A 16,354-nucleotide genomic window follows, 5' to 3' on the forward strand; every position below is an offset into this window, starting at 1 on the left:
GACGATCCCCTGGGACCTAAGCCGGCGCCTCGACGGCTCGGCCCTGATCACCCCCCCCCCCCCCCTCCCCCTCCTCCCCCCCCCCCCTCCCCCCCCCCCCCCCCCCCCCCCCCCCCCTTCCCCTCCCCCCCCCCCCCCCCCCCCCCCCCCCCCCCCCCCCCCCCCCCCCCACCGCCGGGCCGACCGCAGTGTTCGCTTATATCATCCGGCGGCTGATCGCCGTCATCGTGATGTTGCTGGTGGTCACCCTGGTGACCTTCGGCATCTTCTTCGCGGTTCCGAAGCTCACCGGAACCGACCCCGCCACGCTCTTCGTCGGCAAGCAGGCGGACCCCGCGGCCATCGAGGGCATCCGGCAGAAGCTGGGTCTCGGCGACCCGATCTTCATGCAGTTCTGGCACTTCGTCAGCGGCATCTTCGCGGGCCGCGACTACTCCAGCGACGGCGACGTCGTGCACTGCGCCGCGCCCTGCTTCGGCTACTCCTTCCGCACCGAACAGGCCGTCTGGCCGGTGCTCCAGGACCGGCTGCCCGTCACCATGTCGCTCGCCGCGGGCGCGTGCGTGCTCTGGCTGCTCGGCGGCGTCTCCACCGGCATCCTCTCCGCGCTCAAGCGGGGCACCGCCGTGGACCGCACCGCCATGACCGTCGCCCTCGCCGGCGTCTCGCTGCCGATCTACTTCACCGGCCTGGTGTCGCTGGCGATCTTCTCGTACGGGCTGGGGTGGGTGGACGGCGAGTACACGCCCTTCGCCGATGACCCGCTGAAATGGTTCGGCGGCCTGATCCTGCCCTGGATCACGCTGGCCTTCCTCTACGCCGCCATGTACGCCCGGCTCACCAGAGCCACCATGCTGGAAATCCTCGGCGAGGACTACATCCGCACCGCCCGCGCCAAGGGCCTGCGGGAACCCGTGGTCATCGGCAAGCACGCGCTCCGCTCCACGATGACGCCGATTCTCACCATCCTCGGTCTGGACCTCGGCGCCGTGCTCGGCGGCGCGATCCTCACCGAGACCACCTTCAACCTGCCCGGCCTCGGCCAGGCCGCGGTGAAGGCGATCAGCGACAAGGACCTGCCGCTGATCCTCGGCGTGACACTCATCGCGGCGGCCGCCGTGGTCATGGCCAACCTCGTCGTGGACCTGCTGTACGCCGTGATCGACCCGCGAGTGAGGCTCACGTGAGCGACCTGACCAGGAGTGGCGCCGTCGGCGAGCCCGTACCGGCCGATTCGTCGGCCCCCAGCGCCTTCCTCGAAGTGCGCGACCTGCGCATCCACTTCCCGACCGAGGACGGCGTCGTCAAGTCCGTCGACGGGCTCTCCTTCCAGCTGGAGCGGGGCAAGACGCTCGGCATCGTCGGCGAGTCCGGCTCCGGCAAGTCGGTGACCTCGCTGGGGATCATGGGGCTGCACACCGTCGGCCAGTACGGACGCGGCAAGGCCCGGATCTCCGGCGAGCTGTGGCTGGACGGCAAGGAGCTGCTGACCGCCGACCCCGACGAGGTACGGCGGCTGCGCGGCCGCGAGATGGCGATGATCTTCCAGGACCCGCTGTCCGCCATGCACCCCTACTACACCATCGGCCAGCAGATCGTCGAGGCGTACCGGGTCCACAACAAGGTCGACAAGAAGGCCGCCCGCAAGCGCGCCGTCGAACTGCTCGACCGGGTCGGCATCCCGCAGCCCGACAAGCGGGTCGACGACTACCCGCACCAGTTCTCCGGCGGCATGCGGCAGCGCGCGATGATCGCGATGGCGCTCGTCAACAACCCCGAACTGCTCATCGCCGACGAGCCGACGACCGCCCTCGACGTCACCGTCCAGGCGCAGATCCTCGACCTCATCCGCGACCTCCAGAAGGAGTTCGGCTCCGCGGTCATCATCATCACCCACGACCTCGGCGTCGTCGCCGAGCTGGCCGACGACATCCTGGTGATGTACGGCGGCCGGTGCGTGGAGCGTGGCCCCGCCGAGCAGGTCTTCTACGAGCCGCAGCACCCCTACACCTGGGGCCTGCTGGGCTCGATGCCGCGCATCGACCGCGACCAGACCGAGCGGCTGATCCCGGTGAAGGGCTCCCCGCCCAGCCTCATCAACGTGCCCTCCGGCTGCGCCTTCAACCCGCGCTGCCCGTACGCGGACATCCCCAAGGACGGGATCACCCGCACCGAGCGGCCGGAGCTGCGGCAGGTCGCCGACGGGCACCACTCGGCCTGCCACATGTCGCAGGAAGAGCGGACGCGGATCTGGACCGAAGAGATTGCGCCCAAGCTGTGAAGGACGACGCCGTGCCGGAAAAAGAGCTGACGACCCCGAAGCAGAAGGCGGACCCCTCGGCCGAGCCGCTGCTCAGGGTCGAGGGCCTGGTCAAGCACTTCCCGATCACCAAGGGGCTGCTGCGCCGCCAGGTCGGCGCGGTGCAGGCCGTGGACGGCCTCACCTTCGACGTGCTGCCGGGGGAGACCCTGGGCGTGGTGGGCGAGTCGGGCTGCGGCAAGTCGACCATGGGCCGGCTGATCACCCGGCTGCTCGAACCCACCGGCGGCAAGGTGGAGTTCGAGGGCAAGGACATCACGCACCTCGGGGTCGGCGCCATGCGCCCGATGCGCCGCGATGTGCAGATGATCTTCCAGGACCCGTACTCCTCGCTGAACCCGCGCCATACGGTCGGCACGATCGTCAGCGCGCCGTACAAGCTCCAGGGCATCACCCCGGAGGGCGGCGTCAAGAGCGCGGTGCAGGCGACGCTGGAGCGCGTCGGCCTCAACCCCGAGCACTACAACCGCTATCCGCACGAGTTCTCCGGCGGTCAGCGCCAGCGCATCGGCATCGCCCGCGCGCTCGCGCTCAGCCCCAAGCTGGTGGTCGCCGACGAGCCGGTCTCCGCGCTGGACGTCTCCATCCAGGCGCAGGTCGTCAACCTCCTGGACGACCTCCAGGCGGAGCTGGGCCTGACGTATGTGATCATCGCCCACGACCTCTCGGTGATCCGGCACGTCTCGGACCGGATCGCGGTCATGTACCTCGGCAAGATCGTGGAGCTGACCGACCGCAAGTCGCTCTACGAGTCGCCGATGCACCCCTACACCCGGGCGCTGCTCTCCGCCGTGCCGGTGCCGGACCCCAGGCGGAAGTCGGCCGAGAGCGGGCGGATCCTGCTCAAGGGCGACGTGCCCTCGCCGATCAATCCGCCCTCCGGCTGCCGGTTCCGCACCCGGTGCTGGAAGGCCACGGATATCTGCTCCACCGAGGAGCCGCCGCTGCTGGCGCTCAAGACCGGCCACCGGGTGGCCTGCCACCACCCGGAGAACGCCCCGGACCAGGCGCCGGCGAGCACCAAGAAGCTCCAGCCGGAGTCGGATGTGGTGACGTCGACGACTCCCAAGGAGGGGCCGGCGGAGTAGGGGCCGGCGGAGTAGGGGTCGCGTGGGCGGGGGCGGCTTACGGGCGTACGGGCGTCGGCCGCGTACGGGCGTAGGGGCGGGGACTGGCGCGCGTACGGGCGTAGGGGCGGGGGCCGGCGCGCGTACGGGCGGGTGCTGGCTCGCCGTACGGGCGGGGACTGGCGCGCGTACTGGCGGCGTCATCCCTCAACCGCCCTGTGGTTCATGACGAGTTGGCAAAGCCGTGCGCATGGCGGTACGGGAGAGTGCAGAGTCGGCGCGTCTGCTCCATTGGGCTCACGCGTTCGAAGGGACAGCTCATGGCACTCTCCCGTTCGACCAGGCTCCTCGCCCTCGCCACCGCGGCGGCCTCCGCCTGGGTGATCTCAGCGGCCCCCGCCCCCTCGCCCGGCGCGCCGGGCGTCGGGGACCCCTACTTCCCGCAGCTCGGCAACGGTGGTTACGACGTCAGGCACTACGACCTCGACGTCGGGTACAACCCGGACACCGACCGGCTCGACGGCCGTACGACCGTCACCGCGCGAGCGACCAAGAATCTCTCCTCCTTCGACCTCGACCTCCAGAAACTGGAGGTCACCGCCGTCGAAGTGAACGGCAGACGGGCCGGCTTCAGCCGCTCCGGTGACGAAGTCAAGATCACGCCGAAGAGCTATCTGCACCAGGGGCACACCTTCGATGTCACCGTCACCTACGGCGGCGTGCCCGAGCCGCTCGGCGGTCCCATCATCTTCGGCTCCGACTACGGCTGGATGAAGACCAAGGACGGCGTCTTCGTCGCGTGTGAGCCCAACGCGGCCTCCACCTGGTTCCCGTCCAGCGACCACCCCTCCGACAAGGCCACCTTCGACATCCGGATCAAGGCGCCCAAGGGACTGACCGGGGTCTCCAACGGGCGGCTGGTCTCGACCCGGGACGTGGGCTCCGACACCGTCAGCCACTGGCGGGAGTCCAAGCCGATGGCGACGTACCTCGCGACCGCCACGATCGGGAAGTTCGACGTGCGGACCGGGACGACGCCCGGCGGCACGCCGGTCTACGTGGCGATCGACCCCGTGCTCAAGAACTCGGGGCAGGTCGACGTCTACGGCCTGACCTCCGAGATCACCGACTACTGGTCCAAGGTCTTCGGCCCGTACCCCTTCGAGGAGACCGGCGCGATCGTCGACGACATGCCGCAGGCGGGCTTCTCGCTGGAGACCCAGTCCAAGCCGATCTACTCGGCCGTGCGCAGCGAGGGCACCATCGCCCACGAACTGGCGCACCAGTGGTTCGGCGACTCGGTGTCGGTCGAGAAGTGGAAGGACATCTGGCTCAACGAGGGCTTCGCCACCTACGCGTCGTGGCTGTGGACCGAGCACAAGGGCCGCGGCTCCGCGCACGACTCCTTCGTCACCGCGTACAACCGCTACCCGGCCGCCGACAAGTTCTGGACGACCGTCGTCGCGGACCCGCAGCGCGACACGATGTTCGCCAGCGCGGTCTACCAGCGCGGCGCCATGGCGCTTCAGGCGCTGCGCGAGCGGATCGGCGACAAGGCGTTCTTCAAGCTGCTGCCCGCGTGGACCGAGGAGAACCGGTACGGGAACGCGGAGGTCGACGACTTCGTGGACCTCGCCGAGGAGATCTCGGGCCAGTCGCTCGACGGGCTCTTCGAAACGTGGATCTACCAGCCGAGCAAGCCGAGCAAGCCGAGCAAGCCGAGCAAGCCGGGCAAGCCGGGCAAGCCGGGTTCGCCGAGCGCGCCGTAGTCGTCGGGGACTTGTGAGAAGGGCCGGGCCCCGCCCCTGGAGGGGGAGGGCCCGGCCCGATGCGGACTGGTGGGGGCGCGCGCCGCTCGGAGCCAGGGAGGTGACACGGGCTCTCAGGTCCGGCGTGGCCGGGGTGGGTGCGGGTTCTCAGGTCCGGCGCGGTCGGGGCAGGTGCAGCCCGAAGTACATCGCTCCCATGCGCAGCGCGAAGACCGCCCCCGCGGAGGCCACCGCCGCGGGCGTGGCCGCGACCCCGGCCCGGTCGAGCAGGAGGTAGCAGAGGGCCCCGGCCAGCGCGGCGGTCGCGTACACGTCCTCGCGCAGCAGCAGCGGCGGGAACTCGCCGCACAGTACGTCCCGGATGACCTCGCCGGCCACTCCGGTGAGCACGGAGAGGATGAGCACCGCGACGGGGGTGGCGCCCGCGCCGATGGCGGCGCGAGCGCCGATCACGGTGACGACGGAGAGGCCCACGGCGTCCACGAACAGCAGCGTGCGCTGCGGCAGCTCGCGATAGCGCAGGAACGCCATGGTCGCGGCGCCCACACAGGCGATGATCGTGAGCAGCACCCAGTCGTGGGTCCAGTACAGCGGATGCCGGTTGAGGATGAGGTCGCGGAGGGTGCCGCCGGAGATCGCGGCGGCGAAGGCGAGGACGAGCCCGCCGAAGGGGTCCATGTTGGCCCGGTGGGCCGCCAGTACCCCGCTCGCGGCGAAAGCGGAGACACCCACCAGGTAGAGCACGTGAAGCATGGGCGTCATCATCTCAGGCTCCGGGAACATTCCGGACTTCCGCGGTGCGGCGGCCTCCGCCGGGCCGACCGGGCTCTCGCACCGGCCGGTCGGCGGTTCTGTAAGCGCCGCTTCGTGGCGCCCGTACGGGCTGCTTCGTGGTGCCCGTAGGGGGCCGGTCAGCTGCCCGTACGGGGCCGGCTAGTCGCTCGTACGGGGGCGGTCAGCTGCCCGTACGGGGGCAGCCAGTCGCTCGTACGGGGCCGGCCAGTCGCTCGTACCCGCCGGTCAGGAGCCTGCCGCCGATTGCCCTTACCTGTCGGTAACCTCTCGGTGTAGCGTGCGGTGCATGGCACAGGCAACCATCGGGGACAGCGCGTTCGTCAGCGAATTCGACCGCGATTCGACGCTCACACTCCGCGAGAGCGGGGTGTACGAGGCGAACCTCTCGCTCGGCTGGACGATCTTCGGCGCGGTCAACGGCGGCTTCCTGCTCGCACTGCTCGGCCGCGCGCTCGGCGACGCGCTGCCGCACCCCGACCCGTACTCCATCACCGCGCACTACCTCTCGGCGTCCCGCCCCGGCCCCGCCGTCATCCGCACCCAGACCGTACGCATCGGCCGTACGCTCTCCGTCGGCCAGGCGTCCCTCTTCCAGCGCGACGAGGACGGCAACGAGGTGGAACGGCTCCGCGCCCTCGCCACCCACGGCGACCTCGACGCGCTCACCGACGACGTCCGCACCGCGGCCAAGCCGCCGAACCTGCCCCCGTACGAGCGCTGCCTGAGCCGGCACGACGGCGAGGTCCCCGACGTCAGTGAGATCGCGGACCGCCTCGACATCCGGCTCGACCCCGCCACCTGCGGCTGGGCCGTCGGCTCGCCCAGCGGCCTGGGCGAGATACGCGGCTGGTTCGGCCTCGCCGACGGGCGCGACCCCGACCCGCTGGCGCTGCTGCTGGCCGTGGACGCGATGCCGCCCACCGCCTTCGAACTGGGGCTCAAGGGCTGGGTCCCCACCATCGAGCTGACCGCCCACATCCGCTGCCGCCCCGCCCCCGGCCCGCTGCGCGTCGCCCTGACCACCCGCAACCTCGCGGGCGGCTTCATGGAGGAGGACGCCGAGATATGGGACAGCGCGGACCGTCTCGTAGCCCAGTCCCGCCAGCTGGCCCGCCCGATGATGGACTGACGGACCTGACGGACCTGACGGACCTGACGGACCTGACGGACCTGACGGACCCGATGGACCCGACGGACCCGGCGGGCCTGACGGATCAGCGTCGGGTGGCGAGGGAGCCGGCCGGGTTCAGCCCTGGTCGCGGAGGAAGTCGAGGAGCGCGGCGGCGAGTTCGGCTGGTGCGTCTTCCTGCACCAAGTGCCCCGCCCCCTCGATGAGCCGCAGCCGCGCGCCCGGCACGGCGGCGGCCAGCTCGTGCCCCTTGGCGACCGGAATCCAGGCGTCCGCCGTGCCCCAGCAGATGAGCACCGGCAGGTCCAGCTCTCCGTACCGGCCCTGGATGTCGTCGGTGAACCGCTGGTCGTTCTGTGTGATCTGCCGGTAGAAGGCGGGCTGCCCCGCCTCCCCGGTCCACGGTTCGACGAGCCGCTCCAGGGTCGCGGGGTGCAGCCCCCGGTGACTGGCGGAGCTCACGTACTCCCGTACGAGCGCCCGGTGCAGCGCGGGCGGCAGCTGCCCGAAGACCTCGGCGTGCGCCCCCAGCAGCCGGTAGGTGGGCGAGCCCCACGGCGCGAGCGCCACCGGGTCCACGAGCGCCAGCGCGCGGTAGCGGGCCCCGTGCAGCAGCCGGGCGCGCAGCGCCACGCAGCCGCCGTAGTCGTGCGCGACGACCAGCGGTTCATCGAGCTCCCAGTGCGCGAGCAGCTCGGTGAAGACCCTCGCTTGGGCGCCGAGCGTGACGTCCTGCCCCTCGGTCTGCTCCGACGTCCCGTAGCCGGGCATGTCCCACACGAAGACCCGGTACCCCTGCTGCGCCAGTGAGCGCGCGACGCCGCGCCAGACGTAGGAGGAGAAGGGTGTGCCGTGCAGCAGCACCACGGGCGGCGCGGCGGGGTCCCCGAGCACGGCCCAGCGGACCTCTCCGGTGGAGCTGCGGTAGGTGCGGTCGAGCGTCCATTCGGTCATAGGTCAAACCCTAGTGACTCATTACGCGCAGTCAATGTCCGGCGGCGGCAGCGGCAGCTCCGCTCTGCACCGCACCGTTCCGCACCGCTCCGGACCCGGTCGTACGCGCCCGCTCCGGTGCGGCTTCGGGCGCTGCTCGCCGCCCCGGCTCCACCGCGCTCCGGGCATTCGGAGCCGCCTGTGCCGATGCGCCCGGTACGGGTCCCCGCCCCGGCTCGTAGAATCGTCCCCACCATGGCCTACCTCGACCACGCCGCCACCACGCCGATGCTCCCCGAGGCGGTGCGGGCGATGACCGCCCAGCTCGCCGTCGCCGGCAACGCCTCCTCGCTGCACGCCGCCGGGCGGCGGGCGCGCCGCACCGTCGAGGAGTCCCGCGAATCCCTCGCCGCCTGCCTCGGCGCGCGCCCCAGCGAGGTGGTCTTCACCGCGGGCGGCACCGAATCCGACAACCTCGCCGTCAAGGGCCTGTACTGGGCCCGGCGCGCCGCCGACCCGGCCCGTACGCGCGTACTCGCCAGCCCCGTCGAGCACCACGCCGTGCTCGACGCCGTCGACTGGCTCGCCGAGCACGAGGGCGCGCGGGTGGAGTACCTGCCCGTCGACAGGTACGGGCGGGTCCACCCCGACACGCTGCGCGCGGCGATCGAGCGCGACCCTGCCGACGTGGCGCTGATCACTGTCATGTGGGCCAACAACGAGATCGGCACGATCATGCCGGTGCGTGAACTGGCCGGTGTGGCGCGGGAGTTCGACATCCCCATGCATGCCGACGCCGTCCAGGCGTTCGGTCAGGCCGACGTCGACTTCGCGGCGTCCGGGCTCGCCGCCATGACGGTGAGCGGCCACAAGATCGGCGGCCCGTACGGCATCGGCGCGCTGCTCCTCGGCCGCCAGTACGCCCCTGTGCCGCTGCTGCACGGCGGCGGCCAGGAGCGCCATGTGCGCTCCGGCACCCTCGACGTTCCGGCGATCACCGCCTTCGCCGTCGCCGGCCAGTACGCGGCCGAGCACCGGGAGAGCTTCGCCCGCGAGGTCGGCGCGCTGCGCGACGAACTGATCACGGCCGTACGCGCCGCCGTCCCCGACGCGATCCTCGGCGGCGACCCCGACCCGGCGGGCCGCCTCCCCGCCAACGCGCACTTCTCCTTCCCGGGCTGCGAGGGCGACTCCCTGCTCCTCCTCCTCGACGCCCAGGGCATCGAGTGCTCCACGGGCTCCGCCTGCACGGCCGGCGTCGCGCAGCCCAGCCACGTGGTCCTCGCCACCGGCACCGACCGCGAGCTGGCGCGCGGCACGCTGCGCTTCTCGCTCGGCCACACGTCCACGGAGGCGGACGTCGCGGTGGTGGCGGACGCCATCGGCCCGGTGGTGGAGCGGGCCCGCTCGGCGGGGCTGTCATAGCGCGACCTTGAGGCGCCGGGGCCCGTTACCCTGGACGGGCTATGACTGACTTCCCTGGTGCGCCCACTGGTCCCCGCGACGGCTCCCGGCTGCGCGTACTCGCCGCGATGTCCGGCGGCGTCGACTCCGCCGTCGCCGCCGCCCGCGCCGCCGAGGCCGGCCACGATGTGACCGGCGTCCACCTGGCGCTGTCCGCGAACCCGCAGTCCTTCCGTACGGGCGCGCGCGGCTGCTGCACCATCGAGGACTCGCGGGACGCGCGCCGCGCGGCGGACGTCATCGGCATCCCCTTCTACGTCTGGGACCTCGCCGAACGCTTCCGCGAGGACGTCGTCGACGACTTCATCGCGGAGTACGAGGCCGGCCGGACGCCCAACCCCTGCCTGCGCTGCAACGAGAAGATCAAGTTCGCGGCGCTGCTGGACAAGGCGCTGGCGCTGGGCTTCGACGCGGTCTGCACCGGCCACTACGCCACGGTCGTACGGACCGGATCCGGCGAACGCGAACTGCACCGCGCCTCCGACATGGCCAAGGACCAGTCGTACGTGCTCGGCGTCCTGGACGAGAAGCAGCTCGCCCACGCCATGTTCCCGCTGGGCGACACCCTCACGACGAAGGAGGAGATCCGCGCCGAGGCCGAGCGGCGCGGGCTCGCCGTCGCGAAGAAGCCCGACAGCCACGACATCTGCTTCATCGCCGACGGCGACACCCAGGGCTTCCTCGCCCGCCACCTCGGCGCGGCGGAGGGCGACATCGTCGACGAGTCCGGGGCCAAGGTCGGCAGCCACGAGGGCGCCTTCGGCTTCACCATCGGCCAGCGCAAGGGCCTGCGCATCGGCACCCCGGCCCCGGACGGCAAGCCGCGCTACGTCCTGGACATCTCACCCGTCGACAACCGGGTGACGGTCGGCCCCGCCGAGGCCCTGGACGTCACCGCCCTCACCGCCATCAAGCCCCGCTGGTGCGGCGCCCCGCCCACCGGCCCCGGTACGTACACCGCCCAGCTCCGCGCCCACGGCGGCGAGACGGAGGTCCGCGCCGAGTTGATCGACGGCTCGGAGCTGGCGGTCACCTTCACGGAGCCGGTCCGGGGCGTGGCCCCTGGCCAGGCGATCGTCCTGTACGACGGCGCGCGGGTGGTGGGGTCGGCGACGATCGCGACGACGGAGCGGGTCTCGGCGGCGGTCTGAGCCTCAAGACTGCTCAGGACTGGCTCCGCCTGGGCAGCCGTCATAGGCTGCCTCTGCGGATCGTCCGCTGTAGCTGTGTGTACGACGGGGGCAGCCTCCCCGTCTTGTCGGGAGGCCGATGGTGCTGCTGCGTTTCAGGGTGGCCAATCACCGCTCGATTCGTGATGAGTGCGAGCTGTCGCTGATCGGCACCGAGGTCGGTGAAGGACCGGCTCGCGACACCGGTCTGCGATACAACGACCGGCCGGTGCCTGCCATGCCCGTGGTGGGTGTATTCGGGGCCAACGCATCGGGCAAGACCAATCTGCTGAACGCGATGCGCGACATGCGCTCCGCGGTGCGTACCTCCTTTGCCGACTGGGCGAAATACCCGGGCATTCCCGCGCGACAGCCGTTCAAGCTCGATCCGGCGTGCGCGGAAGAGACCACTCTCTTCGAGGTGGACCTGATCCTGGGCCGGAACCCGGTGCGCTACACCTACGGCTTCGAGCTCTCGGACGAGCGCGTGGAGGCCGAGTGGCTGCACGCCTACCCGGGCGGTGAGCGAGAGATCTGGTTCGATCGGGAGGCGGACCGGGCCGAGGAGGAAGGCGGAGAGTACGCCTTCGAAGGGGACGGATTCCAGCGGCGCGACGACGTGGTCGCGGCGACCCGGCCCAATGCCCTGTTCCTGTCCACCGGTGCCACGCTGAACCATCCTCAACTTTCCGCGCTGCACCGGTGGTTCCTGGACAACCTGTGGATGGTGACGCCGGGCGCCGACATCGCCGACCGGACCAACTGGACGCAGGACCTGCTCACCGGGCCGAAGACCAGGGACAAGTACCGAGAACGGATCGTCGAGCTGCTGTCCCTCGCCGACCTCGGCCTCACCGGACTCGATATCCACCCTGAGACGGGCGGCATCCGACTGCGGCACCGCGCCCCGGACGGGGGGGACGTGCCATTGGAATTCCTGGGCGAGGAATCGTTCGGCACGCACGCCTGGTTCGCCTTCCTCGGCCCGATGCTCAGCGTGCTCGACAAAGGCACGACACTGCTCGTGGACGAGCTGGACTCCAGCCTCCACCCCACGCTGGCGGCGGAAGTCGTACGACTTTTCCAGGACCCGCGGTCCAATCCGCGCCACGCCCAGCTGATCTTCGCCACGCATGACGCCACGCTGCTGGGCAGCGCGGTCCTGGACCGGCCGCTCGACCGTGAGCAGGTGTGGATCGCCGCGAAGAACAAAGCCGGGGAGACCGAGCTCTATCCCCTCCTCGCGGCGCACCCGGGCGACGGCGAAGACCTGGAACGCGGCTACCTGCGCGGCCGGTACGGCGGGGTGCCGCGTGTCACCGCGGGCGAGATCGCCCGCGCTCTGTCCTGGCAGGAGGCGAAGGCGACAGCGTGAGCGAGTGGGGCGGACAGCAGAACCAGAACATGAGCAAGGCGGAGCGGCGTCGGGCACGCCGTAGCGCGAAGGGGGACGCGCGCCCGCTGGAGCCGTACCAGCCGCCGCCCCCGGCCGAGTCGCGGGCACAACGGGTGCTGTACGTCGGCTGCGAGGGGGAATCCACGGAGCCGGACTATCTGAGATACCTCAACGAGCGGTTCGGCGCGGGGGGCGACCTGCGGCGGCCGTTCAGAATCCATGGCGCCGGGGGTGACCTGCGGCGGCCGTTCAGAATCCAGCCGGTCTACGTCAAGAACGGTCTGACGCCTTCCAGGGCCGTGGCGGCCGTACGCGACAAAGCGGCGGAGGATGAGACCTGGGTCCTGTTCGACCGGGACGAGCATCACGACATTCCGCAGGCCGTCGAGGACGCGGCCGCGGACGGTACCGAGGTCTGCTTCTCGCACCCGTCCTTCGACCTGTGGTTGCTGCTGCATTTTCAGGCTTTCGGCGGGGCGCAGAGCGGTAGCAACGAGAATGTCGTGAAGAAGCTTCGGCAGGCCCACACGGATTTCAAGCGGTTCGACAAGGGCAACGATAAGAGCGTCATGGGTGCTCGGCGGGAAGCGCTGAATGAGAAGGAGGCCGAGGCCATCGCTCACGCGAGGAGCCTGGTCAACCAGTGCGAGCACGGTGCCTGCAAGGCGAAGAACGCCAAACTCCGGTCGCCGAACAGCAAGCCGTCTGTCAAGGCCCCCGGCACATGGACCGCCCGCTCCGGTCACGCCCCAGATTGCCCGATGCTCGGCCGGGACCCGTCCACCGATGTCTGGCGGCTGCTGGTGAGTCTGGGCATCGAGTAGCGACGAGCCGGCTCGGGCATCGTGGACCTGTCCTGTCGGCAAGAAGGGCTTTCGTCCTGTGCTCTCCGTCGGCGTGAAGTCGACACCGGTCCGTGGGGTTGATGCACCAAGGGGGGCGGGGCGTGGCCCCTGGCCAGGCGATCGTCCTGTACGACGGCGCGCGGGTGGTGGGGTCGGCGACGATCGCGACGACGGAGCGGGTCTCGGCGGCGGTCTGAGCGTAAGGGGAATGCCCTGCCGTCCGGACGACTCAGACGGCGGGGTGCCCGTCGCGGCGTAGCTGGAGCAGATCCCAGCGGTTTCCGTACAGGTCCTGGAAGACGGCCACCGTGCCGTAGGACTCCTGCCGGGGAGCCTCCTCGAAGACGACACCGGCTGCCCGCATCCGGGCGTGGTCCCGTGCGAAATCATCGGTGTGGAGAAACAGCCCGACACGCCCGCCCGTCTGGTCGCCCACCCGTGCCTCCTGGGCGGGGCCGTCGGCCCGGGCGAGGAGCACCGCCGTCTCCCGCGCCCCGGGCGGAGCGACCACCACCCAGCGTTTCCGCTCGTCGATGCGCGTGTCTTCGACGAGTTCGAAGCCGAGAGCGTCCACGTAGAAGGCGATGGCCTCGTCGTAGTCACGCACGACGAGGGTCACCATTCCGATATGCGTCATCCGGGAATGATGCCCCGGCCGGCGCTTCAGCGGTCGGCCGGCCCGGCCTGGCGAGCTTGTGCTTCGGCACCCCGGTTTCTACCGTCACGACGTGGACATTCTCGACCGACTCTCCGAGTTGCCGACCGAGGGCACGGCCACCGCGGCCGCCTCTCTCGAAACCATCATCAGCCGGGTCCGGGCGACCGGGATTCCGACGGCGCTGACCGAGAACGGCGAACCTGTGGCGGCCGTGCTGTCCTGGGAGCTCCTCGAAGAACTGGAGGCCGCTGTCGCGGCGCTGCGCCACGCCGAGCATCAGCGGGAGGGGTGCCGGTTCGGCCCGGTCAAGCCGCCCCCGGGGGTCGACTGCGGCTGCCGTACGACCGAGGAACTGGACGCGGAGCCGGGGAACGTGTGAGGTACAACGTGACCTGGGAGTCCAGCGCGCGGACGGCCCTCGCCAGGTTCCTCAAAGACGATCCGGAAGGGGTGCGACCGCTGAAGGCGGCGGTCGCCGGGCTCGCGCGGGACCCTCACCCCGCGAACAGCCGAGCCATGGACGGCGCTGGATTCCGACGCATAGCAGTCGGTCGATACCGGTGCCAGCACCACGCATGAGCGGCAGCGATGTCATCGTCACGGTGATGGCCCTCGGTCGCATCGGCTGAGGCCCCCGCTTCGTCTCGTGCGCCCTTTACCCGTCGCCCCTCAGCGCAGCGCCTCGGCCGAGGTCACCAGTGCCCGGATCAGGCGCTCGTTCTCCGGGGCCGGTCCGTTGGGGAACGGGAAGCGGCGGCGGTTGAAGCCGTAGGCCAGGCCGTGGCGCGGGTCGGCGAACGCCTGCTGGCCGCCCGCGCCGCTGTGGCCGAACGCTCCCTGTCCCAGCACCGGATACACCTCGGACGTGGCGTGGAAGCCGACCGCGAACGCCTTCCGCTCGCGGTTGACCAGGTCGTAGCCGATGGAGTGGATCTGCGCGAAGGCGGCGGCGGTGTCCGGCTTCAGCAGCGGCGCCCGACCGTCGACCTCGCTGATCGCGGCCGCGTACATCCGGGCCAGGCCGCGCGCCGAGGCCACGCCGCCCAGGGATGCCGGGCCGAGGGCCCGTACCGCAGGGAAGTTCGGCAACTTCCACAGCTCCGGGTTGTCCGGGTGGTTCCGGTTGAAGGCGATGCCGGGCAGGCTGTGCGCGCCCGTCGCGCGCGCCGCGAGGGCGGCCAGCCGCTCGGGGGTCGCCACCGCCGGCCGCGCGCTCAGGTAGCGGGGCTCCTGGTCGGCCGGCAGCCCGAGGTGGAAGTCCACCTCGTAGGCGTCGCGGACGCGCTCGGCGAAGTGCTCCTGAACGGTCCGCCCGGTGGCCCGCCGTACGACTTCGCCGCTCAGCGCTCCGATGACCAGCGCGTGGTAGCCGAACGCGCTGCCCGGCCGCCAATACGGCCGCTGCCGGCCCAGCCGTTCGGCGACGATCCGGTCGTCTGCGAGCTCGTCGAGGGTGAACCCGGCGTCCGCGCCGACCAGACCGGCCCGGTGCGACAGCAGGTCGCGGAGGGGGATGTCCCCCTTGCCCTCGACGGCGAACTCCGGCCAGTAGTGGCCGACCTTCTGGTCGGGATCCAGTACACCGTCCTGTACGAGCAGGGCGACGATCAGGTGCGCGGCGCCCTTGCTCGCCGAGTACGCGCCGAGCAGCGAATCGGCGGTGATCTCCGGGCCGGTCCACAGGTCCACGACTCGCTCGCCGTTCCGGTACGCCACCACCTGCGCGACGTAGTCGCCGCCCTCCGTGGCCGCGGCCGCCGCGAACTCGGCCCGTACCAGCTCGAAGCCGTCGGCCACGGTGCCCTGTATCGCACTGACTTCGGTCATCGCTTCCTCCCAATGCCGCTGTGATGTCCGACCGGGTCGGACACCGGCGAGCCTAACGCAGTTAATAACCATTGGTTACAAATGATGGTGTGGTGCTGGCCACCCCGTCTCGCCGTGCAATGCCTGCCCTGGGCAGCGGCCCGTCGGGGCCCGTGATCGGTACTTCACGGCCGCCGGACTGCGGCCCCCCGACGGCGTTGGGCGGACCGTATAGTCGTGGCCATGGCTGACGCCGCACCCACCCGACAGCGCCCCGGGCGCCCCGCGCAGATCAGCCGTGAACGGATCGTCGACGCCGCCTTCTCGGCCGGGAACCTCGACGCGCTGACCATGCGGGAGCTCGCCACGCGCCTGGGCGTCACCCACGGGGCCCTCTACCGCTGGGTCAAGAACCGCGACCAGCTCTTCGACCTCATCAATGACGTCATGGTCGAACGCGTCCTCCCCGCCGAGGGCCCGCACGGCGACCACTGGCGGCCGTGGCTGGCACGCGTCGCCTGGGCCATGCACGACCAGTTCCTCGCCGTACCCGGCTACGCGACCCGGACTTCACGGCCGCACCGCCACTCCGCCGCCTTCGGCCGGCTCCGGGAAGAGGTCATCGCCGCGTTCACCAACGCCGGCGTGGAAAGCGAACTGGCCGAACAGAGCTGGTACATCTTCATCACCTCCGTCGTCAGCTGGCTCGCCGTCCAGGAGAGCCCCCTGGACCTCGGCCGTAGCGCACCTCGCTTCGAACTCTTCCTCGGCACGCTGCTACGGGGGCTGCCGGCGCGGGAACCGGGGGCTGAAAGGGAATCAGGGGCTGAAAGGGGGCCGGGTGCAGGCCAGGAGCCGAGTGCCGAGCAGGAGCCGGGTGCCGGCCAGGAGTGAGCCCGCCTCGCTTGCCGCTCGTGTGGGGAGCCGGCCGCGGATCCGTCGAGGCCCCTGATCAACTACCTATAGCGCTGGGTACCCTATTGCCGGGCAGCTGCTTGTAGTT

15 protein-coding genes and 1 pseudogene are annotated in these 16,354 nt (G+C 71.0%); 12 read left to right on the plus strand and 4 right to left on the minus strand.

The window, feature by feature from the left end:
• The first annotated feature begins 188 nt into the window (after window positions 1-188).
• The 4 genes from AC07AB_RS18885 to AC07AB_RS18900 all read left to right on the plus strand — a co-directional run bounded on the left by AC07AB_RS18885 (window position 189) and on the right by AC07AB_RS18900 (window position 5,156).
• Complete coding sequence (locus tag AC07AB_RS18885; protein ID WP_478567903.1) at window positions 189-1,187, plus strand: ABC transporter permease; 999 nt, start codon at window positions 189-191, stop codon at window positions 1,185-1,187.
• Complete coding sequence (locus AC07AB_RS18890; RefSeq protein ID WP_478567906.1) at window positions 1,184-2,281, plus strand: ABC transporter ATP-binding protein; 1,098 nt, start codon at window positions 1,184-1,186, stop codon at window positions 2,279-2,281. The genes AC07AB_RS18885 and AC07AB_RS18890 overlap by 4 nt, the downstream gene beginning before the upstream one ends.
• A gap of 11 nt (window positions 2,282-2,292) precedes the next feature.
• Window positions 2,293-3,408 carry an ABC transporter ATP-binding protein gene (locus AC07AB_RS18895; RefSeq protein WP_478567909.1) on the plus strand — a complete coding sequence of 372 codons (1,116 nt, stop codon included), beginning with the start codon at window positions 2,293-2,295 and terminating at the stop codon, window positions 3,406-3,408.
• Window positions 3,409-3,707: 299 nt separating this feature from the next.
• Window positions 3,708-5,156 (plus strand): M1 family metallopeptidase, encoded by a 1,449-nt coding sequence (locus tag AC07AB_RS18900; protein WP_478567912.1) that lies wholly within the window; start codon window positions 3,708-3,710, stop codon window positions 5,154-5,156.
• Window positions 5,157-5,303: 147 nt separating this feature from the next.
• On the opposite strand, the gene AC07AB_RS18905 is transcribed toward AC07AB_RS18900, so the two are convergent.
• Entirely contained in the window at window positions 5,304-5,909 is a 606-nt protein-coding gene (locus tag AC07AB_RS18905; protein ID WP_478568559.1) for a trimeric intracellular cation channel family protein, read from the minus strand.
• A 328-nt stretch (window positions 5,910-6,237) separates the two neighbouring features.
• On the opposite strand from AC07AB_RS18905, the gene AC07AB_RS18910 reads away from it, so the two are divergent.
• On the plus strand, window positions 6,238-7,080 hold the full coding sequence (locus AC07AB_RS18910; protein WP_478567915.1) for a thioesterase family protein: 843 nt from the start codon (window positions 6,238-6,240) through the stop codon (window positions 7,078-7,080).
• 117 nt (window positions 7,081-7,197) lie between these two features.
• On the opposite strand, the gene AC07AB_RS18915 is transcribed toward AC07AB_RS18910, so the two are convergent.
• Window positions 7,198-8,034 carry an alpha/beta fold hydrolase gene (locus AC07AB_RS18915; protein ID WP_478567918.1) on the minus strand — a complete coding sequence of 279 codons (837 nt, stop codon included), beginning with the start codon at window positions 8,032-8,034 and terminating at the stop codon, window positions 7,198-7,200.
• Window positions 8,035-8,268: 234 nt separating this feature from the next.
• Here AC07AB_RS18915 and AC07AB_RS18920 point away from each other — a divergent pair, with 234 nt between their 5' ends.
• From AC07AB_RS18920 to AC07AB_RS18940, 5 genes and pseudogenes are all read left to right on the plus strand, one after another.
• Window positions 8,269-9,438, plus strand: a complete 1,170-nt coding sequence (locus tag AC07AB_RS18920; protein WP_478567921.1) for a cysteine desulfurase family protein — start codon at window positions 8,269-8,271, stop codon at window positions 9,436-9,438.
• Between the two features lie 41 nt (window positions 9,439-9,479).
• Window positions 9,480-10,628 (plus strand): tRNA 2-thiouridine(34) synthase MnmA, encoded by a 1,149-nt coding sequence (gene mnmA, locus AC07AB_RS18925; RefSeq protein WP_478567924.1) that lies wholly within the window; start codon window positions 9,480-9,482, stop codon window positions 10,626-10,628.
• Between the two features lie 118 nt (window positions 10,629-10,746).
• On the plus strand, window positions 10,747-12,021 hold the full coding sequence (locus AC07AB_RS18930; protein WP_478567927.1) for an AAA family ATPase: 1,275 nt from the start codon (window positions 10,747-10,749) through the stop codon (window positions 12,019-12,021).
• Window positions 12,018-12,866, plus strand: a complete 849-nt coding sequence (locus AC07AB_RS18935) for an RloB family protein (RefSeq protein ID WP_478567930.1) — start codon at window positions 12,018-12,020, stop codon at window positions 12,864-12,866. Before AC07AB_RS18930 ends, AC07AB_RS18935 begins: the two co-directional genes overlap by 4 nt.
• 116 nt (window positions 12,867-12,982) lie before the next feature.
• Window positions 12,983-13,084: pseudogene (locus AC07AB_RS18940) on the plus strand (aminomethyltransferase beta-barrel domain-containing protein); the annotation flags it as partial.
• A 32-nt stretch (window positions 13,085-13,116) separates the two neighbouring features.
• Here the strand turns inward: AC07AB_RS18940 and AC07AB_RS18945 are convergent.
• Entirely contained in the window at window positions 13,117-13,524 is a 408-nt protein-coding gene (locus AC07AB_RS18945) for a VOC family protein (RefSeq protein WP_478567933.1), read from the minus strand.
• Between the two features lie 91 nt (window positions 13,525-13,615).
• Here AC07AB_RS18945 and AC07AB_RS18950 point away from each other — a divergent pair, with 91 nt between their 5' ends.
• On the plus strand, window positions 13,616-13,924 hold the full coding sequence (locus AC07AB_RS18950; RefSeq protein WP_478567936.1) for a type II toxin-antitoxin system prevent-host-death family antitoxin: 309 nt from the start codon (window positions 13,616-13,618) through the stop codon (window positions 13,922-13,924).
• A gap of 290 nt (window positions 13,925-14,214) precedes the next feature.
• Here AC07AB_RS18950 and AC07AB_RS18955 read toward each other — a convergent pair whose 3' ends face one another.
• Window positions 14,215-15,372, minus strand: a complete 1,158-nt coding sequence (locus AC07AB_RS18955; RefSeq protein WP_478567939.1) for a serine hydrolase domain-containing protein — start codon at window positions 15,370-15,372, stop codon at window positions 14,215-14,217.
• Between the two features lie 222 nt (window positions 15,373-15,594).
• Here AC07AB_RS18955 and AC07AB_RS18960 point away from each other — a divergent pair, with 222 nt between their 5' ends.
• Window positions 15,595-16,245, plus strand: coding sequence for a TetR/AcrR family transcriptional regulator (locus AC07AB_RS18960; protein ID WP_478567941.1), 651 nt, complete (start codon window positions 15,595-15,597; stop codon window positions 16,243-16,245).
• Window positions 16,246-16,354: the final 109 nt, after the last annotated feature.

This window comes from Streptomyces sp. NPDC044033, from assembly GCF_056434425.1.

Coding starts and splice junctions, on each gene's coding strand:
- AC07AB_RS18945 (WP_478567933.1), bottom strand. CDS start 13,524: ATGACGCATATCGGAATGGTGACCCTCGTCGTGCGTGACTACGACGAG.
- AC07AB_RS18930 (WP_478567927.1), top strand. CDS start 10,747: ATGGTGCTGCTGCGTTTCAGGGTGGCCAATCACCGCTCGATTCGTGAT.
- AC07AB_RS18905 (WP_478568559.1), bottom strand. CDS start 5,909: ATGCTTCACGTGCTCTACCTGGTGGGTGTCTCCGCTTTCGCCGCGAGC.
- AC07AB_RS18915 (WP_478567918.1), bottom strand. CDS start 8,034: ATGACCGAATGGACGCTCGACCGCACCTACCGCAGCTCCACCGGAGAG.
- AC07AB_RS18955 (WP_478567939.1), bottom strand. CDS start 15,372: ATGACCGAAGTCAGTGCGATACAGGGCACCGTGGCCGACGGCTTCGAG.
- AC07AB_RS18900 (WP_478567912.1), top strand. CDS start 3,708: ATGGCACTCTCCCGTTCGACCAGGCTCCTCGCCCTCGCCACCGCGGCG.
- AC07AB_RS18910 (WP_478567915.1), top strand. CDS start 6,238: ATGGCACAGGCAACCATCGGGGACAGCGCGTTCGTCAGCGAATTCGAC.
- AC07AB_RS18960 (WP_478567941.1), top strand. CDS start 15,595: ATGGCTGACGCCGCACCCACCCGACAGCGCCCCGGGCGCCCCGCGCAG.
- mnmA (WP_478567924.1), top strand. CDS start 9,480: ATGACTGACTTCCCTGGTGCGCCCACTGGTCCCCGCGACGGCTCCCGG.
- AC07AB_RS18920 (WP_478567921.1), top strand. CDS start 8,269: ATGGCCTACCTCGACCACGCCGCCACCACGCCGATGCTCCCCGAGGCG.